We start from the raw sequence: 20,196 nt of genomic DNA, 5'->3' as shown, positions 1-20,196 counted from the left end.
GGGTGGCACATGCCCTTGTTCTTCAGGTCGAGCCAATGTCACAGATCACCCATTCCGCGCGGGCCGATGCCGCCCGCACCGCGCTGCGTCCGTTCCTGTTGCGGATGCATTTCCATGTCGGGCTTTTCGTTGGCCCCTTTATCTTCGTCGCCGCCCTGACCGGGCTGCTTTACGTCCTGACCCCGCAGGTCGAATCCTGGCTGTACCGGGACGCGCTTTACACCGGCAGCACCGGCCCGTCCCGCAGGCTGGCCGATCAGGCGCTGGCCGCGCGGAACGCCCTGGGCGCCAATCTTGCGGTGTCGGCCGTGCGTCCCGCCACCGCGCCGGGCACCACCACGCGGATCATGTTCTCGGATCCCTCGCTGGGCGAATCGGAGAACCGGACGCTGTTCGTCGATCCCGCCACGCTGGAAGTCCGGGGCGAGCTGACCACCTATGGCACCTCGGGCATCCTGCCCTTCCGCATCGCGCTGGATTACCTGCACCGCAACATGATGCTGGGCGGTTTCGGGCGCTATTACAGCGAACTGGCGGCAAGCTGGCTGTGGGTCGCGGTGTTGGGCGGCGTCGCGTTGTGGGCCACCGGGCCGCGCCGCCGCCGGGCCGTGGCCGCCATGCCCGCCCCGCAGCGCCGCCGCTGGCTGCATTCCGCCATCGGCGTGGTTCTGTCGCTGGCGTTGCTGTTCGTGTCGCTGACGGGGCTGACCTGGTCGCAGGCGGGCGGCGCGCGCATCGACGCCCTGCGGACGCAGCTTGGCTGGGTCACGCCATCCGCCAGCACGGCACTGGCGGGTCCTGCGCTGCCCGCCTCGGACCATGGCGATCACGGTGCCCATGGGGGTCACGGCCTTGCGGCGCGCGAGGACCGGCTGGACCGGCTGGACGCCGTGGCCGCCGCCGCCCGCGCGGGCGGCATCGATTCCCCGCTGATGGAGATCCGCCTGCCCAAGCCCGGCCAGGCCTGGGTGGTGCGCGAATACGACCGCAGCTGGCCCACCCAGGTCGACACCGTGGCGATCCACCCCGACACGTTGCAGATCACCAGCCGCGCCGATTTCGCGACCTTTCCCTTGATCCCCAAGCTGATCCGCTGGGGCATCGACGCCCATATGGGGGTGCTGTTCGGGGTGGCGAACCAGATGCTGATGGCGGGTCTGGCGATGGGGCTGATGGTGATGATCGTTTACGGATACCGCATGTGGTGGTCGCGCCGTCCCGCCGGGGGCGAGCCGCTGTGGGCCACCTGGCGGCGCCTGACACCGGGGCAGCGCCTGTTCTGGGCGGCCCTGGCGGCGGGGTTTGGCTGGGGGCTGCCGGTGCTGGGGATCAGCCTGGCCTTCTTCCTGGCGGTCGATCTGCTGCGGATGCGGGCCGCGGCCTGATCACGCCGCCGCGTGTCCGGCCAGCCGGGCGTGCAGATCCGCGCGCCGCAGGCTGGCCTTGGGCCCCTGCATCACCGCGCGGCCCCGTTCCAGCACCAGGAAGTCGTCCCCCAGATCCCAGGCGAAATCGAAGAACTGTTCCACCAGGACGATGGCCATGTCGCCCCGGTCGCGCAGACCGGCGATGACGCGGCCGATCTGCGCGATGATGTTAGGCTGGATGCCTTCGGTCGGCTCGTCCAGCAGCAGGACGCGGGGCTTGGTGATCAGCGCGCGGGCGATGGCCAACTGCTGCTGCTGGCCGCCCGACAGGTCGCCGCCGCGCCGGTGCGCCATCTCGGCCAGGACGGGGAAGCTGTCGAAGATCGCGTCGGGGATGCGGCGCTCGGCGCGGGGCAGGCAGGCGAAGCCCGTTTCCAGGTTCTCGCGCACGGTCAGCATGGGAAAGATCGCCCGGCCCTGCGGGACATAGCCCACGCCCATCCGCGCCATCTGCTGCGCGGTGATCCGGCCCAGGTCCTTGCCGTCGAAGCGGACGGTCCCGCCCGACCGTGGATGCCGTCCGGCCAGCAGGTTCATCAGCGAGGTCTTGCCCACGCCGTTGTTGCCCATCACGCAGGTGACGGAACCGGGCCGGGCGGCAATGTCGATCCCGTGCAGGATCTGGCTGCCGCCGTACTGCAGGGTCAGGTTCGCGGCTTCCAGCATCTCAGCGCCCCAGATAGACTTCGATCACGTCGGGATTGCGGGTCACGTGGTCCAGCGACCCTTCGGCCAGGACCGATCCCTGGTGCAGCACCGTGACCTTGCAGTTCAGGCGGCGCACGAAGTCCATGTCGTGTTCCACCACCACCACGGCCCGCGTCCGCGCCAGCCGCACCAGCAGCGCGGTGGTCTGTTCCCGTTCCGCCAGCGTCATTCCGGCGGCGGGTTCATCGACCAGCAGCAGGCGCGGCTCCTGCGCCAGCAGCATCCCGATCTCCAGCCATTGCTTCTGGCCGTGCGACAGCTCGCCCGCCTTGCGCGCGACCTGGGCGGCAAGCCCGACCTCGGAGGCGAGGTCCGCCACGCGTTCCGCCGAGGCGCGCGACGGACGCCAGCCCAGCACCGCGAAGGGGTTGCGGCTCGCTTTCAGCGCCATGGTCAGGTTTTCGGCCACGGTCTGGTCCTCGAACACGGTGGGACGCTGGAACTTGCGGCCGACGCCCTCGCGCGCGATCTGCGCCTCGTTCATGCGCAAAAGCGATTTCGGCGGCGTGCCCCATTTCACGTCGCCGCTGTCCGGGCGGGTCTTGCCGGTCACGATGTCCATGAAGGTGGTCTTGCCCGCGCCGTTGGGGCCGATCACGGCGCGCAGTTCCGCCTCGCCGATGTTGAAGGACAGGTTGTTGATCGCCCGAAACCCGTCGAAGCTGACCGAGATGCTGTCCACCTCCAGAAGCGCGCTCATGCCTTGGCCTCCTGTTCCTGCAACGCGCCCCGGTCGGGACCAAGGCCGCGGCCATGCCGCTGCGGCGGGCGCAATCCGCCCAGCCGATCGACGATGCCGGCGATGCCCTTGGGCGCGAACAGCGTGACCAGCACGAAGCACAGGCCAAGCGCCACCTGCCACCAGTCCACCCATTCGACGGTATAGTTCGGCAGGCGGATCCCGGGCGCGCGTCCCCCGGTGAACCAGCTTGACAGCAGCGACACGACCACCGCGCCGACGATCGCGCCATACAAGCGCCCGCGTCCGCCGATGGCGACCCAGACGGCGAGGTAGATCGAGGCGATGGGCATCAGTTCCGCCGGGTTGATGATGCCGGCCTGCGGGTAATACAGCGCCCCGGCGACGGCGGTGATCATCGCGGCCAGGGTGAAGACCACCAGCTTGAACCCTTCGACCGGATAGCCGAGGAAGCGCACGCGTGTTTCGTCATCGCGGATCGCGCGGACCACGCTGCCGAACTTGCCGCTGACGGTCCAGGCCGCCAGCACATAGGCCAGCGCCAGGGCGGCGGCGGATGCCCACAGGAACCAGACCGACAGCGTGGCCTGATCCACCGCGTCCAGGCCGGGGATGTTCTGCAACCCCGACAGCCCGTTGTTGCCGCGAAAGCCGCTGTCGTTCTGGAACAGCCACAAGGCCAGCGCCAGCGTCATCGCCTGGGTCAGGATCGACAGGTAGACCCCGTTCACGCGGGACCGGAACGCGAGCCAGCCGAACACCAGCGCCAGCAGGCCGGGCACCGCCAGCACCAGCACCAGTTGCAGCGGCAGGGAATGGGCGAAGGACCAGGCCAGCGGCAGGTCGGACGACCCCACCACGCCGAAGATCTGGTTCGCCACGCCTTCCTGCAACTCGGCGGGGGTGGGCGGGATCGGGTTCGTTGCCAAGGATGCGGCGACGATGCCTTCGGTCCGCGCATACATCAGCCATTGGCCGATCAGATAGCCGCCAAGGGCGAAGAACGCCATCTGCCCCAACGACAGGATGCCCAGATAGCCCCAGACCAGATCCATGGCGACCGCCGCCAGCGCCAGGCACAGGGTCTTGCCCAGCACCTTGACGGTCGATGTCGGGATCGCGCCGGTGCCGTAGGCCTGGCTCAGCAGCGTGACGGCGGCTGTAAAGGCCGCAAGGACCGCCAGCACCACCAGGATGGACGGGTTTCGCAGGATGAAGGGCCGGGGGGTCATGCTTGCGCCTCTGCCGCGCGGCCGCGCTGCGGGATGATGCCGCGCGGACGGAACTGGATGAAGATGATGATGAACAGGATCATAAAGGTCTGCGCGGCCAGCGTGTTGGCGGGGTTCATGAACTCGATCACCTTGGACAGCCCGCCGATCAGGCCCGCGCCCGCCAGCGTGCCCCAGATGGTGCCGACGCCGCCCACCACCACGGTCATGAAGCTTTGCACGATGTATTGCTGGCCCAGTTCCGACGTGACCTGCGCGAACAGCCCGATGGCCACGCCCGCGATCCCCGCGATGCCGGACCCCAGGCCGAAGGTCATCATGGCGATGCGGTCGGGGTTGATGCCCATGCTTGCCGCCATGCCGGGGTTCTGGGTGACGGCGCGGACCTCCAGCCCCAGGCGAGTGCGCTTCATGATGAACAGGAACAATCCCAGGAACAGCAGGGCCAGCACGAAGATCGCCACCCGGATCGAACTGATCGAGATCACGTCGTTGACCGTGATCGCCCCTTCCAGCCAGGCGGGCGCGGTGAGCGGGCGGGCCTGGGTGCCGAAGATGTTCTTGGCAAGCTGTTGCAGCGCGATGGAGACGCCGAAGGTCGCCAGCAGCGTTTCCAGCGGACGCCGCGCCAGATGCCGGATCACCAGCCGGTACAGCAGGACGCCAGCGCCAAACGTCACGGCGAAGGCCAGCGGCAGCGCCACCACCAGCGACAGGGTGCGGTCGGCCACCAGGGTCTGGACGACATAGCCGGTATAGGCGCCCATCATGATGAATTCGCCATGGGCCATGTTGATGACGCGCATCACCCCGAAGGTGACGGCAAGCCCGATCGCCGCCAGGAAATAGATCGAGGCCAAGGACAGCGCGTCCAGCCCCAGGTCGAGGCCGGTCATCGCCGCCAGCCGCACCTGCGCGCGGGTCTGGGCCGCGCGGGCGGCCTCGGTCACGTCGCGGTCCGGTTCGGCATAGGTTTCGAAGAAGCGGTTGGCGGCGATGGCGGCATCGGCCTCGGCCTCGGTCGCGGCGGGGGGCACGAGGCCCGCGGCCTCCAGCGCCTCGTAGGCGCGGTCGCGGGCGGCCGGGTCCGAGAGATCCGCGACCGGAATGCCGCCCACGGCGCCGTTCGTGATGTTCGCGGCAAGGGCGTTGCGCTGATCGGCCGGGGTCAGGCGAGGTTGCAGGACAGCCTGACTGGTCAGCAGGGCGATAGCGGCCTCGCGCGGGAAATCGCCGTCGCCCACGGCCAGTTCGCGGGCGATGTTGGCCTGGGGTTCGGCGGGCGCGGCGATGCGGGTCGTCGCCAGCAGCGGGTTCAGCGCGGCGCGGAAATCGAGGCCCACGTCCCCCGCCATGCTCTCGATGGCGGCGACCCGGGCGGCGGGGTCGGGGTCGAAACGGATCGCCAGCAGGTTGGTGACACGCTCGCGCTGCGCTGCCAGGGCCGGATCGTCCTCGGGCGCGGCGGTCCGCAGGGCTTCCAGATGCCCGGGGGTGCCGTCGCGGGCGATGGATGCCAGGGCGCTCGCGCGGCGGGCGGGGTCGGGGCTGGCGATCTCGCCCGCGACAAGGGCGGACGCGATGACGCCGCGCACGCCCGAATTGGGACGCAGCATCTTCGGATCGGCATTGGGGACAGGCTGGCCCGTGACGGCATCTGTCGCCGTGTCGCCGTCCACGATCAGCAGCCGTCCGTTGTCGGCAAGGCCCAGCGACCGGTTGGCCCAGGCCGACAACAGTGCCAGCCCCTCGGGGCCCGTGGCGGCGATCTGGGCCACCAGCGGCTCGACCGTGCGCCGGGACGGGCGTTCGATGCCGTCCAGATTCCCGGCGATCACCGCCTCCAGCGCGGGGTTGGCCGCGGCGGGCGCCGCGGCAAGCAGCGTCAGGACAAGAACGATCAGCGGGCGGATCATGGGCGCGTTCCCGATGGTTGGGGGGCGGACAAGGCCGCCCCCGGCAGGGATCAATAGTTCGACTGGACCTGCACGCAGGTGTCCGTTTCCGTGTTGAACATGCCGCAGTCCTGGCCCGGCCAGTCGGCCTCGAGCTTGGCCGATTCTGGCAGGAAGTCGGTCCAGGCGTCGCCCGGCACGGGCTCGGTCTGGCTGACGATGTCGAACTGGCCGTCCTCGCGGATCTCTCCGATCAGGACGGGCTTGGTCAGGTGGTGGTTCGGCAGGACCGTGGCGGTGCCGCCGGTCAGGTTCGGAACCTCGACGCCCACGATGGCGTCCAGGACCGGATCGACATCGGTGGTGCCGGCCTTTTCCACCGCCGCGACCCAGGCGTTGAAGCCGATCACGGTGGCCTCCATCGGGTCGTTGGTCACGCGGTCCTCGTCGCCGATGAACTTTTTCCATTCGTCGATAAAGGCGGCGTTGGCATCGGATTCGGCGGTCTGGAAATAGTTCCAGGCGGCCAGGTGGCCGACCAGGTTCGCGGTGTCCAGACCCGCCAATTCTTCTTCCCCGACCGAAAAGGCCATGACCGGGATGTCGTCGGCCGACACGCCCGCCGCCGCCAGTTCCTTGTAGAAGCCCACGTTGGCATCGCCGTTGATGGTGGACACGACGCCCACCTTCTTGCCGTCCGCGCCAAGCGCCACCACGTCGGCCACGATCTTGGACCAGTCGGAATGGCCGAAGGGGGTGTAGTTGACGAAGATGTCGGCTTCCGCCACGCCCTTGCCCTTGAGATAGGCGTCCAGGATGTTGTTCGTGGTGCGCGGATAAACGTAATCCGTGCCCAGCAGCGCCCATTTCTCGACGCCCAGTTCCTCGGCCATGTAGTCCACCGCCGGGATCGCCTGCTGGTTCGGGGCGGCGCCGGTGTAGATCACGTTCTTGGACGATTCCTCGCCCTCGTACTGGACGGGATAGAACAGCAGCCCGTTCAGCTCCTCGATCACCGGCAGCACGGACTTGCGCGACACCGAGGTCCAGCAGCCGAAGATCGCGTCCACGTCGCTGACGGTCAGCAGCTCGCGCGCCTTTTCCGCAAACAGCGGCCAGTCGGACGCTGGGTCAACGACCACCGCTTCCAGCGGGCGGCCCAGAAGGCCGCCCTTGGCGTTCTGCCGTTCGACCATCATCAGAACCGTGTCCTTCAGCGTGGTCTCGGAAATCGCCATTGTGCCCGACAGCGAATGCAGCACGCCGATCCTGATCGGCTCGCCGTTCTGCGCCATCGCGCCCGTGGCCAAGGCCATGGCGGTGGTCAGCGCCAGCATCGCGGACAGTCTTGTCATCATCACCTTTCCCGGCCGTTCGGCCCTGTGCCCCTGTTGTTTTCCTGAAGGCGCAAGGCCTTCGCATGTGCAGCAAGACGGGTTTTCGGGGGGCTGAACAGGCTTCTGGCGGATTTGACCGGGGGGATGCGGAAAGTGGTTCGCGCGCGGGCAGGATGGCGGGCAACTGCCCGCGCGGCAGGCAGGTTCAGGCGGCGCGGGGCTGCAAGCCGCCCTGGTCGATCAGGAAATCGACGATCTCTTTCACGCCCTTGCCGTGGCGCAGCTGCGCCATGACCACCGGACGGGCACCGCGCGCGTTCCGCGCGTCGGATTCCAGCAGGCCCGCGTCCACGCCGACATGGGGGGCGAGATCCGTCTTGTTCACCACCAGCAGGTCCGACCGCGCCAGGCCCGGCCCGCGCTTGCGGGGGATGTCCTGGCCCGCGGCGGTGTCGATGACATAGATGGTCAGGTCCGCCAGTTCCGGGGAAAAGGTCGCGGCCAGATTGTCGCCGCCCGATTCGATCAGGATCAGATCCAGGTCCGGGAAGGCCCCATTCAGGTCGGCGATGGCGGCCAGGTTGATGCTGGCGTCTTCGCGGATCGCGGTGTGGGGACAGCCGCCGGTTTCCACGCCCCGGATGCGGTCCTGCGGCAGAACCTGGGCGCGCATCAGCGCCTCGGCGTCCTCGCGCGTGTAGATGTCGTTGGTGATGACGGCCATGGACAGGCGGGGGGCCAGGGCGCGGGCCAGCTGTTCGGTCAGCGTGGTCTTGCCCGCGCCGACGGGGCCGCCGATGCCGACGCGCAAGGGTCCATGGCGGGGTCGGTTGTCGCTCATGATCGGAATATCCTGACGGGCATGGTTTCGTGGCGCATGGCGGCGATGTCCGCGCCCCAGGCCGCGCCGGCAAGGTCGGCCTCGGTCGCGGCGGCCGCGCGGGCGGCGGCGGAAAGGATCGCCGGTTGCAGGGCGGCCAGCATCCGCTGGCCTTCGACCGGGCCAAGGGGCATGAAGCGCACGGCGGCGGAAACCAGCGAGGCGGCCTGGGCTTGCAGAAAGGCCGCGATGATCTCGGGGTGTGGCAGGGGCAGCGCGGCGCAGGCGCGGCCGAAGGCCACGGGCAGGCATGCCGCGGGCTGCGGCTGGCCGGTCAGCGCGGCCATGTTGGCGGCGAAGGCGGCGCCCTGTTCCGCCGTTTCGGCCAGGCGCTGCGAGGTCAGGCAGGCCGCGCGGGCCAGATCGTCCAGGGCCGCGTGATCCGTGGCCCGCAGGGACAGCGCGGCCAAGACGGCATCGGTCCAGCCCGCGCCGTGGTCCAGCCAGTCGGCCAGCCACTGCGGCAGGGTCGCGCGGGTGACGGTTCCCCCGTCCATCGCCCATTCCAGGCCTTGCGACCAGGCGAAGCCGCCCACCGGAAAGGCGGGCGACAGCACTTGCGCCAGATGCAGGCGCGCGGCCTCAGGCGAGGTGGTGATGGGAATGGCTGTGGCCTTCGGCGGGGGGTTGGTCATGCGCGTGTTCGTCCAGGGGGCCATGCGAATGGCCGAAGGTGCGGCCGTGGCCGTAGGCGCCGCCTTCGGGACGGAAGGGCAGGTCCTTGTGGCAGATCTCGGCCCCCAGCTTGCGCAGCATCGCCTCCAGCACGTGATCCTGGCGGATGATCAGGCGGTCGGCCTCGATCCGGCAGGGGGTGTGGCGGTTGCCGATGTGCCAGGCCAGGCGCGCCAGATGGCCCCGGATCACCATCACGGGTTCGGGCCGGGCGCGCACCACGACCTGACGGCCGTCGGACAACTCAAAGGCGTCGCCGTCCTCGAGGCTGGTCGTTTCGGGCAGATCGACCAGAAAGTCGGCGCAGCCGAAATCCGTCGTGCAGGACAGCTTCTTGCGCCGCAAAAGGCGGCCTTCGTAATCCAGCGAAACCTCGCCCTGGAAGGGTCCGGGGGCGTTTCGGACGATGCTGGTGGCGGTGATCATGGCGGTTCTCCCTCAGAAGAGGAAATAGCGTTGGGCCATCGGCAGTTCCGTGACCGGTTCGCAGGTCAGCAACTGTCCGTCGGCGCGGACCTCGTAGGTTTCGGGATCGACCTCGATCCGGGGCATGGCGTCGTTCAGCACCATGTCGGCCTTGCCGATGTTGCGGGTGTTTTCCACCGCGATCAGGGTCTTCGACAGCCCCTCGCCCGCGCCGTCTTCCAGTCCCGCCCTGCTGACGAACAGGGCCGAGGCGCGGCCCGCATGTCCCCACATCGGGCGGGAAAAGATCGGCTGCACGGGGATGGATCCGTTGGGATCGCCCATCTGGGCCACGCTGATCTGGCCGCCGACCAGAACCATCTCGGGCTTGACGCCGAAGAAGGCCGGGGACCACAGCACCAGGTCGGCGCGCTTGCCGGGGGAGATGCTTCCGATATGGGCGCCGACGCCGTGCGCGATGGCCGGGTTGATCGTGTATTTGGCGATGTATCGCCGGGCGCGCTTGTTGTCGTTCCGGCCCTGTTCATCGGGCAGCCGGCCGCGCTGGCGGCGCATCTTCGAGGCCGTCTGCCAGGTGCGGATGATGACCTCGCCGATCCGGCCCATGGCCTGGCTGTCCGAGGAGATCACGGAAAACGCGCCGAGGTCGTGCAGGATGTCCTCGGCCGCGATGGTTTCGCGGCGGATGCGCGATTCGGCGAAGGCCACGTCCTCGGGGACGCGGCGGTCGAGGTGGTGGCAGACCATCAGCATGTCGAGATGTTCCTCGACCGTGTTGGCCGTATAGGGCCGCGTCGGGTTGGTCGATGACGGCAGGACATTGCCCATGCCGACCATGCGGATGATGTCGGGGGCATGGCCGCCGCCCGCGCCCTCGGTGTGATAGGCGTGGATGGTGCGGCCCGCGATGGCGGCCATCGTGTCCTCGACGAAACCGGATTCGTTCAGCGTGTCGGTGTGGATCATCACCTGCACGTCCATGCGGTCCGCGACGGACAGGCAGTTGTCGATGGCGGCGGGGGTGGTGCCCCAGTCCTCGTGCAGCTTCAGCGCGCAGGCTCCGGCGCGGATCTGTTCCTCCAGCGGCGCGGGGACCGAGGCGTTGCCCTTGCCCGCGATGCCGATGTTGACGGGCAGGTCCGCGCAGGCCTCCATCATCCGGGCGATGTGCCAGGGGCCGGGGGTGCAGGTGGTGGCCAGCGTGCCGTGCGCGGGTCCGGTGCCGCCGCCCAGCAGGGTCGTGACGCCGGAATGCAAGGCGTGGTCCACCTGCTGCGGACAGATGTAGTGGATGTGGCAGTCAAAGCCGCCGGGCGTCAGGATACGCCCCTCGCCCGCGATGATTTCCGTGCCCGGCCCGATGATCAGCGTGACGCCCGGCTGCGTGTCGGGGTTGCCCGCCTTGCCGATGCCGGCAATGCGGCCATCGCGCAGACCCACGTCGGCCTTGGTGATGCCTTGGTGGTCGAAAACCACGACGCCGGTGATCACGGTGTCCATCGCGCCGTTCGCGCGCGTGACCTGGGACTGGCCCATGCCGTCGCGGACGACCTTGCCGCCGCCGAACTTGACCTCCTCGCCGGGGACGGTCAGGTCGCGCTCGACCTCGATCAGCAGTTCGGTATCGGCCAGGCGGATGCGGTCGCCGGTGGTGGGACCGTAAAGCGCGGCGTAATCGGCGCGGGACAGGCGGGTCATAGCGCCCCCATCACGTCTTTGCGGAAGCCCTGCACGACCCGGCCGCCCGCAAAGGCGATCAGGCGGACTTCGCGGGACTGGCCCGGCTCGAAGCGGACGGCGGTGCCTGCGGGAATGGACAGGCGCATGCCGCGCGCAGCCGCGCGGTCGAACTCCAGCGCCGGATTGGTTTCGGCAAAGTGGTAATGGCTGCCGACCTGGATCGGGCGGTCGCCGGTGTTCGCCACCATCACGGCGACGGGATCGCGGCCTTGGTTCAGGACGATCTCGCCGGGAGCGGTCAGAATCTCGCCGGGGATCATTCAGGCCCCCATGGCCAGGGCAAGGCCCGCCACGGCGGTGCCGCCGCCCAGGCCGCGCAGCAGGGCGCCATGGTTCAAGGCCTTGCCCGCGGCCATGCCCGCAAGATGCAGCGCCAGGGTGGCAAGCGCGAAGCCCGCCGCATAGGCAGCCAGCCCCTGGGACGGGCCTTCGGCGCCATGCGCCCAGCCATGGGCAAAGCCGAAAACCGCCGCCCCCGGCGCCAGCAGCGCCAGCGGTGGACGCGCGGCCGTGGCCACAAGCGCGCCCAGAACGATGACGGAGGCAAGGATCATCGGCTCGACCCCCGGAAAGGGCAGCCCGCCGACGCCCGCAAGCCCGCCCGCGACCATGCTGCCCACAAAGGCCAGGGGCAGCGCCCACATCGCCCGCCCGCCGATCTGGGCCGCCAGAAGCCCAAGCGCAACCATCGCCAGCAGGTGGTCGGCCCCGCCGGCGGGATGGGCCAGGCCGTCGGCGAACTGGCCCCGGCCGGGATGGCCGACATGGGCCAAGGCGGCCTGCGGCAACAGAACGGCGGCGGCAAGGATGGAAAATCTTTTCATTCAGGCCTCGTGGCGGATGGGGTGGTGAACGGTGACGAGCTTGGTTCCGTCGGGAAAGGTGGCCTCGACCTGGACCGATTCGATCATGTCGGGCACGCCGGGCATGCATTGGTCGGCGGTGATCACATGCGCGCCCGCCCCCATCAGGTCGGCGACGCTGCGGCCGTCGCGCGCGCCTTCGACCACGAAATCGGTGATCAGCGCGATGGCCTCGGGGTGGTTCAGCTTGACGCCGCGGGCCAGGCGGCCGCGGGCCACCATCGCGGCGACGGACACCAGCAGCTTCTCGCGTTCGCGGGGGGAAAGGTTCATCGTCAGACCTGCCAGATGCGGGGAAGGGGATCGGGACGCAGCATGGTCAGCAGCCGGTTGACCTGCCGCCGCAGGGGCCAGTCGTCCCGGGCGAGGCACCGGATCACCAGCCGGCCCGGAGGCGCGCTGGCGGCCGATGTGACGCCCGGCTGGTCCAGCGCGGCGCGGGCGGGGCCCAGAAGGTCGGGCGCGTGAGGCGCGATCACCGCCAGCGTCGCCAGGCAGCGCGCGCCGTTCAGCAGGGCGGGGCCGTCCAGCCGGGGCAGGGCGGCATCGTCCAGGGCCATGGCGTCGTGATGAACGGTCCGGCCCCCCTGGCGCACCACGCGGCGGTCGCGCAGGTGCAGGCGGCGGGGCTGTTCGCCCCTGGCCAGGCGGCCCAGCACGATCATCTCCACCAGCAGGCAGCCCGCGCCGGGGGCCAGATCCACGGCGGTGTCCCGGTCCAGCCGCGCGCCGTCGAACAGGATGGTTTCCTGCGGCAGCCAGTCCAGCCAGCCATTCTCGCCCACCTCGAGGCGGACCTCGGCGCGGGCCGCCGGACCCTCGGCGCGGTAGGCGCGTTCCGCCGTCTGCGTCGTGGCAAGCGCGCGCGCCCCGGGCCGCAGCGTGACCGCGAAGGACAGCCGGTCGCCCGAGGCCAGACCGCCCGCCGTGTTGAGAAACACGATCTCCGGCGGTCCCACCGGCACGCGCGGCAGCATCGCCTTGGCCGATCCGCGCTGCGCCAGATCGGCCAGTCCGCGCGGCCCCATGACCACATGCGCGGCGCCCTGGCTGCGCTGATGGGGGTGGAAGGGAACGGCGCTGACGAACATGCCCCGACAGGGCGTCCCGCTGCCGGAAAGGTCAATCGGGCCGTGTCCGGGCCATGCCTGCCGGACAGGCGGCAGGGCCGGGCCTGCCCATCAAAAGGGCTGACTGCTCAAAAGGCGCGCAGGGTTGGAACCGGTCGATGCGCCGCCGTTTGCAGCAGCCTGCGCCGGGCCGGGGGGATCGCCCGGATCTCGACCCCGGTGAAGACATGCATGGTCCGCAGGCCCTGGTCCACGACGGCGTGGTCGCTGACCCATCCGCCAAGCGCCAGATAGCTGCGCAGCAGGGGCGGCATCGCGGCCATGGCGCGCCGGGGATCGGGCTGGCCGGGCAGCAGCGCCCGGGCGAAGCGGAACACATGGGGCGCCTTGATGCGCGGCCACCAGCGGCGGGGGGCGAGGTGGCGGGCGCGCAGCACGGCAAAGGCCTCGGCATGGGGGGCGGGTTCGGTCCCGATGAAGGACGAGCAGCCGAACAGCATCTGGACGCCGGTTTCATCGACCAGGCGGGTCAGGGCGGCCCAGGCGATGCGGATGATGTCGGGATCGCACAGGCCGGGGCGGACGCAGAAGCGCCCGATTTCCAGCATCGGGCGGTCAAAGGCCTCCAGCGCCGACAGGTCGTAGAACTGCGCCGAATAGCTGCGGGCGATGTCGCCCCCGTCCGCCAGCGGCAGGAAGCGAAAGCAGCAGGCCAGCCGGCCTGTCGCCGCATCCTCCACCAGCACGTGGCGGCAGCGGGCGTCCAGGGCGTCGGCCTCCAGCCGCGCGGCGGCGTCCGACGCGCCCTCGCGGGCCACGAAGCACAGCCAGCGCAGGCGCTGCGCGGCGCGCAGGTCGGCGGAGGTCTCGGCCAGCCGGGCCAGATACCGGCCTTTTCGCATCGGTTGCATGTGGCGCCCCTGGAACAGCTCGGGCGATCATACCGCTCTGGCGCGGCAAAGGCGCGGAAAAATCTAGCCGTCTTCCCGGTCGCCCAGCACATCCTCGACATAGATGCGCTTGACCAGGATGATCGAGACCAAAAGCAGCGGCGTCGCCAGCACCACCCCGGCAAAGCCGAACAGGCTGCCGAAGGCCAGGATCGCCAGCACCGTCAGCGCGGGGGGCAGGTCGGCTGCGAAACGCTGGATCAGGGGCATCAGCAGGTTGCCTTCCAGCTGCTGGACGACCACGAACAGAAGCGCGACATAGATCGCCAACTCGAAGCCCTGGGTCATGGCGAACAGCACGGCCGGGATCCCCGACAGAAAGGGGCCGACCACCGGGATGATGTTGGTCAGCCCGGCGATCAGGCCCAGCACCAGCGCCAGCGGCACGCCCAGAAGCCACAGGCCAAGGCCCGTGACCAGGGCCACCAGCACCATGTCCAGCGCCTGTCCCCCCATCCAGCGGCCCAGGGCGCGGGCGAGTTCATCGGCGATCCGGGCCGCGCGGGCGCGGTAAAAGGGCGGCACCAGCCGCAGCGCGCCGCCCCGATACATCGGCGCGTCCAGCGCCAGGAAGATCGCCACCGTCACAAGCAGCACCAGATTCGCCAGGCTGCCGAAAACCGTGGTCAGCGTTCCCGTCAGATAGCCGAAGACCGAGGGCAGGCTGCCCGTGGGCGCCGCGCCGCCGCCGGCCTGGGCGTTCTCCATCCGCCGTTCCAGGAACTGGCCGACGGAGCTTTCGCCCATCCAGTCCTCGACCTGGCGCCAGGCGTCGGGCAGGCTGCCGATCAGCTGGCGGAACTGCTCCGAGATCGACGGCCCCGCCCATGCCGCGATCCCGGCGACGGCCAGAATGGCGGCAAGGGCGCAGAGCAGCACCCCCGGCTTGAAGGCGAGGCCCGCGCGCCGGTTCAGCAAGGCCGCCCCCGCCCGCAGCGCGATGGCGATCAGGATCGCGCCGAAGCCCATCAGCAGCACGTTCGACCACTGCCAGGCGGCGGCCAGCAGCAGCGCCGCGGCAAAAACGATGGCGATGGGGCCGGGACGCAGGCGGGGCTGCGGAGCGGGGTCGGGAACGGCGGGACGGTCGGTCATGCGGGGGCCTTTCGTCTGTTTCGCGCGCATCATGCCTGCCTTGCCCGCAGATACCATCCCTGATAACCGGGCGCGGATTTCATGACCGGGCGGGGCTGGCCCGCCTGCCACAGCAAAGGGACAGACCCATGGCCATCGAACGCACGCTTTCCATCATCAAGCCCGACGCCACCCGCCGCAACCTGACCGGCAGGATCAACGCCAAGTTCGAGGACGCGGGCCTGCGCATCGTCGCGCAAAAGCGCATCAAGCTGTCGGCCGAGCAGGCGGGCAAGTTCTACGAAGTCCACAAGGACCGCCCCTTCTACGGCGAGCTGGTCGAGTTCATGGCCTCGGAACCCGTCGTGGTGCAGGTGCTGGAAGGCGAGAACGCCATTGCCAGGAACCGCGAGGTGATGGGCGCGACCAACCCCGCCCAGGCCGAGGAGGGCACCATCCGCAAGGAATTCGCGCTGTCGGTGGGCGAAAACTCGGTTCACGGCTCGGACGCGCCGGAAACGGCCAGGGAGGAGATCGCGTTCTTCTTTTCGGGGCTTGAACTGGTCGGCTGATCGCCGGACGGATGCGACGGAAAGGGGGCCGCGCGGCCCCCTTCTTCTTTCGCGGACCCGTGGCGCCTGGCGTTCGTTTCGACGCCTCCGCCTTCAACGCCGACGGGCTTCGCAAGCCCTGCCCCCGCCCGTCGGCGGCGGGGCGGGCCGTTCCCGGGCTTGGTCGGGTCTGTTTCCGATGGACCCCGGGGCGCGCCCGTTCGTGGAAGCGAATGGCGCCGGATCGTCCGCCGGATGGCCTGGCAGGGCGGCGGCACCCGGCCCGCCGCCCGTGCCGAAGCCGCCCAGGATCAGGTCGCGCAACCGGTCCATGGGCGGGGCCTTGCCGGTGCCGGGCGGGATCAACCCGCAGGTCAGCCCCCAGGCGGCGGCCCGGTCGACCAGGGATGGGGGGCCGATCAGGTGCAGCACGGTCTCGGGCCGGTTGTCCAGGGCGATGGCGGGGGCCGCCTGGTGGTCGCCCAGCACGATCAGCAGCGGCGGATCGGCGGCATGGCGCAGCGCATAGTCCATGACCGTGGCCAGGGAGTAGTCCAGCGCGTCGCGGTACTGCCGCCGGACGCGGGCCGGGTCGCGCCAGACGACCTCGGGCGGATCGCCCGCCGCGGCCATGGCGTCGAAGACCCGGCCGTCGCCCAGCCGGTCCCAGTCCAGCAGGCGCGGCACGGGAACCCAGGGCGCGTGGGACGAGATCAGCGCGACCTGCGCGAACAGGCGCGGCCGGTCCGGCTGCCTGCGCAGCAGCCGGTCGGTGGCCGCCAGCGTGAACTGGTCGGGCATCGTCACCCAGTTGAAGGGTTTTCCGCGATAGCCGAGGTCGTCGGCGGCAAGGATCCGGTCGAAGCCCAGGGTCCGGGCCTCGGGCCAGGGGCGGGTGATCGCGGGCATCACCGCCGCCGTGCGAAAGCCCGCGCGGCGCGCATGGTGGAACAGCCCCGCGCGGCCGCTGGCCAGGATCGCGCGATAGCGCGTCTGGTTGTCGATCCACAGCCCGCTGGCGAAGGTCGCATGGGACAGCCAGCTTTGCCCGCCTTGCGTCGGCGCCGCGACAAAGCCCGACCGCATGGCAAGGCCCGCCGCACCAAGCCGGGCCTGCGCCTGCCGCAGGGTTTCCAGATGGCGGGCGGCGTAAAACGGCGTGTCGAAGCTGGTGCGGCCATAGCTTTCGACAAAGATCACGATCACGTCGCGGTTGATCGCCTCCAGCAGGCCGGGCGCGCCTTGAAACGGGTCACGCGCGCCGGCCCGGCGCAGTTTCCCCAGATCGGCCCGCATCTGGCGGGCTTCCGCGATCTTGCCCAGGGCATAGGCGCCGTTGGAAGGGCGGTGATCGCCCAGGACGAGCGCAAGAACGGCAAGAACGGCCAGGGCCCCGGCAGGCGCCACGGCCTGCCGGGGCCGCAGCCGGGCCAGAATGCCGCAGGCCCGCCACAAGGCCAGGGCAAGCCCGCCGGCCAGGCCCACGGCGCCCGCCGCGGCCGCCACCGCCGCGGGGGTGCCGAAGGCGCCTGCAAGAACCTCGAACCCCGACCCGATCAGCGGCAGGTCCGCAGCCGGGGCGAAGGGCCTGCCAAGGACATGACCCATGCCCAGATCGGCCAGCTTCTGCACGGCCAGCAGCCACAAGGCCCCGGTGGCCGCGATCCGCCCGGCAAGGCCCATCCCGGCAAAGCCCAGCCAGGCCAGGGCCAGCACCAGGACCGGCAGGTCCGCGTCCACGGCCAGCCATGCCCCGCCGAACCGGCCCGGCGCCGTGGGCAGCGCCAGAACGGCATGGATCGCCAGGATCGCCCCCGGCAGGCCGGGCCGGACCGGCGCCCTCACCCCCGGCGTCCTTGCAGCCACAGGATGTCGCGGCCAAAGGACCACAGCAGCGCCAGAACGGTCAGGCGCGTCAGCCAGACCGCCTGCGTCTCGGTCGGCAAGGGGGTTTGCAGCAGGATCAGCGCCGCCAGTTGCGCCACGCAGACCGTCTTGCGCCCCAGGCTCGGCGGCAGGTCGGCCCGCAGCCAGGGCAGGGCCAGCCCCGCCGCGACAAAGCCGTATCGGGCCAGGCCCAGCAGCAGAACCTCGGGGCCCAGGGCCGTGCCGACCAGGACGTGCAGGGACAGAACCAGGGCCATGGCCGCATCGACCTCCATGTCGAAGCGGGCGCCGAAGCGCGACACAAGCCCCGCGCGGCGCGCCAGCCAGCCATCGGCCCCGTCCAGCGCCAGCGCCAGCCCGGCCACGGCGGCCGCCGCCCAGCCTGCACCGCGGCCGTCGGCAAGCGGGGCAAGCAGCGCGCACACAAGGGCCGCGCGCCCCAGCGTGACCATGTTGCAGGCCCCCATGCGGGAATGCGGGTAATGCCGCCGCATCAGGATCCCGATGCCCGCCGCCGCCCCCAGAAAGCCCGCAACCGTTCCCGCCCCCGCCGCCCCGCTTGCCCCGAGGGTCCGCGCCGTTATCCAGGCCAGCGCCGCCGCAAGTCCTGCGGACAGGGCAAGGCCGGTCCAGACCGGCAACGACGGCACGACGGGATGCAGCGGGCGGACGGGCCAGGACTTGCGCATCCCCGAAGCCTCGGGCCAAGCGCGCCTTGCGTCAACGGGGACTTCATGCCTGCGAGACGCCGGAACGGCGGAGCGATAAATTTTTCTTGAACCGCCCTCTCAACGGGCGCATATCACCGCGGAATCGCAGTCGGAGTGCCGGAATGGCCAGCGAAGAAGCCGCAACCGGCCCGTCTGCGGCGGACCATGCGCGTGAACCCCATACCCCGTCGAAGCTGACGCCCGCCCTTGTGCTGGCCTGCCTGGGCGTCGTTTACGGCGACATCGGCACCTCGCCGCTTTATGCCCTGCGCGAGTCGCTTGTCCACGCGCGCGAGGAAGGCCTGCCCGAAACGGCGGTGATCGGCATCGTGTCGCTGCTGTTCTGGACGGTGGTGCTGATCGTGACGGTGAAATACGTGATCCTGATCCTGCGCGCCGACAACAACGGCGAGGGGGGCACCCTGTCGCTGGTCGCCAAGGCGCAGGGCGCGCTGAAGGCCGGACCCGACGCGCGGCGGCGCCGGCTGCTGCTGCTGCTGGGGATCGTGGGGGTGTCGCTGTTCTTCGGCGACTGCATGATCACCCCGGCGATGTCGGTCCTGTCCGCGGTCGAAGGGCTGACCCTGGTCGAACCGGGTTTCGGACCCTGGGTGGTGCCGGCGACGCTGGCGATCGTGATTGTGCTGTTCTGGGTCCAGCGCGGCGGCACCGACCGGATCGCCCGGCTGTTCGGGCCGGTCATGCTGGTGTGGTTTTCCACCATGGCGATCCTGGGCCTGGGCCATATCGCCGACGACGCGCGCATCCTCCAGGCGCTGAACCCGCTGCGCGCGGCGGGCTTTCTGACCGACTACGGCATGGCCGCGATGCCGGTTCTGGGTTCGGTCTTCCTGGCCGTCACCGGGGCCGAGGCGCTTTACGCCGACATGGGCCATTTCGGCCGCAGCGCCATCCGCACCGCCTGGAGCGTGCTGGTCTTTCCCGCCCTCGCGCTGTCCTATCTGGGCCAGGGCGCCATGGTGCTGGCCAATCCCGAAACCGTGTCGAACCCTTTTTTCCTGATGGCGCCCGAATGGTTCCTGGTGCCCCTGGTGATCCTGGCCACGGCGGCCACGGTGATCGCCTCGCAGGCGGTGATCTCGGGCGCGTTCTCGGTCGCGGCGCAGGCGGTGCAGATGGGCCTGCTGCCGCGCCTGCACATCAAGTACACCTCGGACACCCAGGCGGGGCAGATCTACCTGCCCAAGGTCAACGCGGTGCTGATGATCGGCGTGGCGGCGCTGGTGCTGGCCTTCGGATCCTCCGCCCGGCTGGCCAGCGCCTATGGCATCGCGGTGACGGGGGACATGGTGATCACCTCGATCCTGGCGGTTGTGGTGTTCCGCTGGGCCTGGAACTGGACATGGCCGCTGGTCGCCGCCGTGATGGTGCCGGTTCTGGGGATCGAGCTGATCTTCTTTTCGGCCAACCTGATGAAGCTTCTGGACGGCGGCTATATCCCGCTGCTTTTCGCCTGCTTCGCGATCGTTCTGATGCTGATCTGGGTCGAGGGGATGCGCCGGTTGCAGGACAAGCTGGCCGCCGAAAGCATCGCCATGGACCTGCTGGCGGGCAAGCTGGTGAAATCGCCCCCCGTGATCGTGCCGGGCACGGCGGTCTTTCTGACGGCCGACCCGATGGCGGCCCCGCCCGCGCTGCTGCACAACCTCAAGCACAACCGCGTCCTGCACGAGCGCAACTTCATCGTGAAGGTCGAAAGCGCCACCACCCCCCGCGTCCCCGACGACGCCCGCCTGCGCCTGGAAAACATCGCCCCCGGCTTTTGGCGGGCCTGGCTGTCCTTTGGCTACATGGAGCAGCCCAACGTCCCCCGCGCCCTGGCCGAGGCCAAGCGCGAGGGGTTGAAGTTCGACATCATGTCCACCTCGTTCTTCCTGAACCGACGCACGCTGCGGTCGGGCAAGGGCACGCTGATGCCCCATTGGATGAGCCGGATCTTCGTGCGGCTGTACCGGTCCGCGGCGGAGCCGACGAACTATTACCGGCTGCCGTCGAACCGGGTGGTGGAGCTGGGGCAGCAGAAGAACATCTGAGGGGGGCCACATGCCCG

General features: G+C 70.0%; 20 protein-coding genes. 3 read left to right on the top strand and 17 right to left on the bottom strand.

All coding sequences use genetic code 11. The features are described 5' to 3' along the window. Positions 1-35 precede the first annotated feature (35 nt). Positions 36-1,385, top strand: coding sequence for a PepSY-associated TM helix domain-containing protein (locus ACFOM8_RS04415; RefSeq protein ID WP_377759663.1), 1,350 nt, complete (start codon positions 36-38; stop codon positions 1,383-1,385). Here the strand turns inward: ACFOM8_RS04415 and urtE are convergent, their stop codons facing one another. From urtE to ACFOM8_RS04340, 15 genes are all read right to left on the bottom strand, one after another. Continuing rightward, positions 1,386-2,093 carry an urea ABC transporter ATP-binding subunit UrtE gene (urtE, locus tag ACFOM8_RS04410; protein ID WP_377759662.1) on the bottom strand — a complete coding sequence of 236 codons (708 nt, stop codon included), beginning with the start codon at positions 2,091-2,093 and terminating at the stop codon, positions 1,386-1,388. A 1-nt stretch (position 2,094) separates the two neighbouring features. After that, positions 2,095-2,835, bottom strand: a complete 741-nt coding sequence (urtD, locus tag ACFOM8_RS04405) for an urea ABC transporter ATP-binding protein UrtD (RefSeq protein WP_377759660.1) — start codon at positions 2,833-2,835, stop codon at positions 2,095-2,097. Further along, on the bottom strand, positions 2,832-4,067 hold the full coding sequence (urtC, locus tag ACFOM8_RS04400) for an urea ABC transporter permease subunit UrtC (protein ID WP_377759658.1): 1,236 nt from the start codon (positions 4,065-4,067) through the stop codon (positions 2,832-2,834). The genes urtD and urtC overlap by 4 nt, the downstream gene beginning before the upstream one ends. After that, positions 4,064-5,980 carry an urea ABC transporter permease subunit UrtB gene (urtB, locus tag ACFOM8_RS04395; RefSeq protein ID WP_377760070.1) on the bottom strand — a complete coding sequence of 639 codons (1,917 nt, stop codon included), beginning with the start codon at positions 5,978-5,980 and terminating at the stop codon, positions 4,064-4,066. Before urtB ends, urtC begins: the two co-directional genes overlap by 4 nt. Positions 5,981-6,033: 53 nt before the next feature. After that, positions 6,034-7,317 (bottom strand): urea ABC transporter substrate-binding protein, encoded by a 1,284-nt coding sequence (gene urtA / locus ACFOM8_RS04390; protein ID WP_377759657.1) that lies wholly within the window; start codon positions 7,315-7,317, stop codon positions 6,034-6,036. 187 nt (positions 7,318-7,504) lie between these two features. Next, entirely contained in the window at positions 7,505-8,140 is a 636-nt protein-coding gene (gene ureG, locus ACFOM8_RS04385) for an urease accessory protein UreG (RefSeq protein ID WP_377759656.1), read from the bottom strand. After that, entirely contained in the window at positions 8,137-8,814 is a 678-nt protein-coding gene (locus tag ACFOM8_RS04380) for an urease accessory protein UreF (protein WP_377759654.1), read from the bottom strand. Before ACFOM8_RS04380 ends, ureG begins: the two co-directional genes overlap by 4 nt. Next, a complete protein-coding gene (locus ACFOM8_RS04375) occupies positions 8,762-9,280 on the bottom strand; it encodes an urease accessory protein UreE (protein ID WP_377759652.1) in 519 nt (172 codons plus the stop codon). The genes ACFOM8_RS04380 and ACFOM8_RS04375 overlap by 53 nt, the downstream gene beginning before the upstream one ends. Before the next feature lie 12 nt (positions 9,281-9,292). Beyond that, positions 9,293-10,978, bottom strand: coding sequence for an urease subunit alpha (gene ureC / locus ACFOM8_RS04370; RefSeq protein WP_377759650.1), 1,686 nt, complete (start codon positions 10,976-10,978; stop codon positions 9,293-9,295). Continuing rightward, complete coding sequence (locus ACFOM8_RS04365; protein ID WP_377759648.1) at positions 10,975-11,280, bottom strand: urease subunit beta; 306 nt, start codon at positions 11,278-11,280, stop codon at positions 10,975-10,977. Before ACFOM8_RS04365 ends, ureC begins: the two co-directional genes overlap by 4 nt. Further along, the gene (locus ACFOM8_RS04360) at positions 11,281-11,844 is read right to left on the bottom strand and encodes a HupE/UreJ family protein (RefSeq protein WP_377759646.1); all 564 of its coding nucleotides are present in this window, start codon (positions 11,842-11,844) and stop codon (positions 11,281-11,283) included. Continuing rightward, the gene (locus ACFOM8_RS04355) at positions 11,845-12,156 is read right to left on the bottom strand and encodes an urease subunit gamma (protein WP_377759644.1); all 312 of its coding nucleotides are present in this window, start codon (positions 12,154-12,156) and stop codon (positions 11,845-11,847) included. Positions 12,157-12,158: 2 nt separating this feature from the next. Beyond that, on the bottom strand, positions 12,159-12,974 hold the full coding sequence (locus ACFOM8_RS04350) for an urease accessory protein UreD (protein ID WP_377759642.1): 816 nt from the start codon (positions 12,972-12,974) through the stop codon (positions 12,159-12,161). A 107-nt stretch (positions 12,975-13,081) separates the two neighbouring features. Beyond that, on the bottom strand, positions 13,082-13,864 hold the full coding sequence (locus ACFOM8_RS04345) for a GNAT family N-acetyltransferase (RefSeq protein WP_377759640.1): 783 nt from the start codon (positions 13,862-13,864) through the stop codon (positions 13,082-13,084). Between the two features lie 63 nt (positions 13,865-13,927). After that, complete coding sequence (locus tag ACFOM8_RS04340; RefSeq protein ID WP_377759638.1) at positions 13,928-14,998, bottom strand: AI-2E family transporter; 1,071 nt, start codon at positions 14,996-14,998, stop codon at positions 13,928-13,930. 128 nt (positions 14,999-15,126) lie between these two features. Here ACFOM8_RS04340 and ndk point away from each other — a divergent pair, with 128 nt between their 5' ends. Then, entirely contained in the window at positions 15,127-15,549 is a 423-nt protein-coding gene (ndk, locus tag ACFOM8_RS04335; RefSeq protein WP_377759636.1) for a nucleoside-diphosphate kinase, read from the top strand. 93 nt (positions 15,550-15,642) lie between these two features. On the opposite strand, the gene ACFOM8_RS04330 is transcribed toward ndk, so the two are convergent. Together ACFOM8_RS04330 and ACFOM8_RS04325 are read right to left on the bottom strand one after the other, a co-directional pair. Beyond that, positions 15,643-17,373: a sulfatase gene (locus tag ACFOM8_RS04330; RefSeq protein ID WP_377759634.1), complete on the bottom strand. Its 1,731-nt coding sequence runs from the start codon at positions 17,371-17,373 to the stop codon at positions 15,643-15,645. Further along, positions 17,370-18,104: a CDP-alcohol phosphatidyltransferase family protein gene (locus ACFOM8_RS04325; RefSeq protein WP_377759632.1), complete on the bottom strand. Its 735-nt coding sequence runs from the start codon at positions 18,102-18,104 to the stop codon at positions 17,370-17,372. Before ACFOM8_RS04325 ends, ACFOM8_RS04330 begins: the two co-directional genes overlap by 4 nt. 143 nt (positions 18,105-18,247) lie before the next feature. Between ACFOM8_RS04325 and ACFOM8_RS04320 the strand changes: the two genes are divergently transcribed. Continuing rightward, a complete protein-coding gene (locus ACFOM8_RS04320) occupies positions 18,248-20,179 on the top strand; it encodes a potassium transporter Kup (RefSeq protein ID WP_377759631.1) in 1,932 nt (643 codons plus the stop codon). The last annotated feature ends 17 nt before the right edge of the window (positions 20,180-20,196 follow it).

This window comes from Paracoccus angustae, assembly GCF_042648745.1.
GTDB classification, from domain to species: Bacteria; Pseudomonadota; Alphaproteobacteria; order Rhodobacterales; family Rhodobacteraceae; genus Paracoccus; species Paracoccus angustae.
Note: the sequence above shows the minus strand (reverse complement) of the source record. Positions and strands in the feature narration are given on the sequence as shown.

What these genes read in the sequence shown, in the direction of transcription:
- ACFOM8_RS04350 (WP_377759642.1), bottom strand. Translation starts at nt 12,974, where the DNA reads ATGTTCGTCAGCGCCGTTCCCTTCCACCCCCATCAGCGCAGCCAGGGC.
- ACFOM8_RS04375 (WP_377759652.1), bottom strand. Translation starts at nt 9,280, where the DNA reads ATGATCACCGCCACCAGCATCGTCCGAAACGCCCCCGGACCCTTCCAG.
- ndk (WP_377759636.1), top strand. Translation starts at nt 15,127, where the DNA reads ATGGCCATCGAACGCACGCTTTCCATCATCAAGCCCGACGCCACCCGC.
- urtC (WP_377759658.1), bottom strand. Translation starts at nt 4,067, where the DNA reads ATGACCCCCCGGCCCTTCATCCTGCGAAACCCGTCCATCCTGGTGGTG.
- ureG (WP_377759656.1), bottom strand. Translation starts at nt 8,140, where the DNA reads ATGAGCGACAACCGACCCCGCCATGGACCCTTGCGCGTCGGCATCGGC.
- ACFOM8_RS04340 (WP_377759638.1), bottom strand. Translation starts at nt 14,998, where the DNA reads ATGACCGACCGTCCCGCCGTTCCCGACCCCGCTCCGCAGCCCCGCCTG.
- urtE (WP_377759662.1), bottom strand. Translation starts at nt 2,093, where the DNA reads ATGCTGGAAGCCGCGAACCTGACCCTGCAGTACGGCGGCAGCCAGATC.
- urtA (WP_377759657.1), bottom strand. Translation starts at nt 7,317, where the DNA reads ATGACAAGACTGTCCGCGATGCTGGCGCTGACCACCGCCATGGCCTTG.
- urtD (WP_377759660.1), bottom strand. Translation starts at nt 2,835, where the DNA reads ATGAGCGCGCTTCTGGAGGTGGACAGCATCTCGGTCAGCTTCGACGGG.
- ACFOM8_RS04380 (WP_377759654.1), bottom strand. Translation starts at nt 8,814, where the DNA reads ATGACCAACCCCCCGCCGAAGGCCACAGCCATTCCCATCACCACCTCG.
- ACFOM8_RS04320 (WP_377759631.1), top strand. Translation starts at nt 18,248, where the DNA reads ATGGCCAGCGAAGAAGCCGCAACCGGCCCGTCTGCGGCGGACCATGCG.
- ACFOM8_RS04345 (WP_377759640.1), bottom strand. Translation starts at nt 13,864, where the DNA reads ATGCAACCGATGCGAAAAGGCCGGTATCTGGCCCGGCTGGCCGAGACC.
- ureC (WP_377759650.1), bottom strand. Translation starts at nt 10,978, where the DNA reads ATGACCCGCCTGTCCCGCGCCGATTACGCCGCGCTTTACGGTCCCACC.
- ACFOM8_RS04415 (WP_377759663.1), top strand. Translation starts at nt 36, where the DNA reads ATGTCACAGATCACCCATTCCGCGCGGGCCGATGCCGCCCGCACCGCG.
- ACFOM8_RS04325 (WP_377759632.1), bottom strand. Translation starts at nt 18,104, where the DNA reads ATGCGCAAGTCCTGGCCCGTCCGCCCGCTGCATCCCGTCGTGCCGTCG.
- ACFOM8_RS04360 (WP_377759646.1), bottom strand. Translation starts at nt 11,844, where the DNA reads ATGAAAAGATTTTCCATCCTTGCCGCCGCCGTTCTGTTGCCGCAGGCC.
- ACFOM8_RS04365 (WP_377759648.1), bottom strand. Translation starts at nt 11,280, where the DNA reads ATGATCCCCGGCGAGATTCTGACCGCTCCCGGCGAGATCGTCCTGAAC.
- ACFOM8_RS04355 (WP_377759644.1), bottom strand. Translation starts at nt 12,156, where the DNA reads ATGAACCTTTCCCCCCGCGAACGCGAGAAGCTGCTGGTGTCCGTCGCC.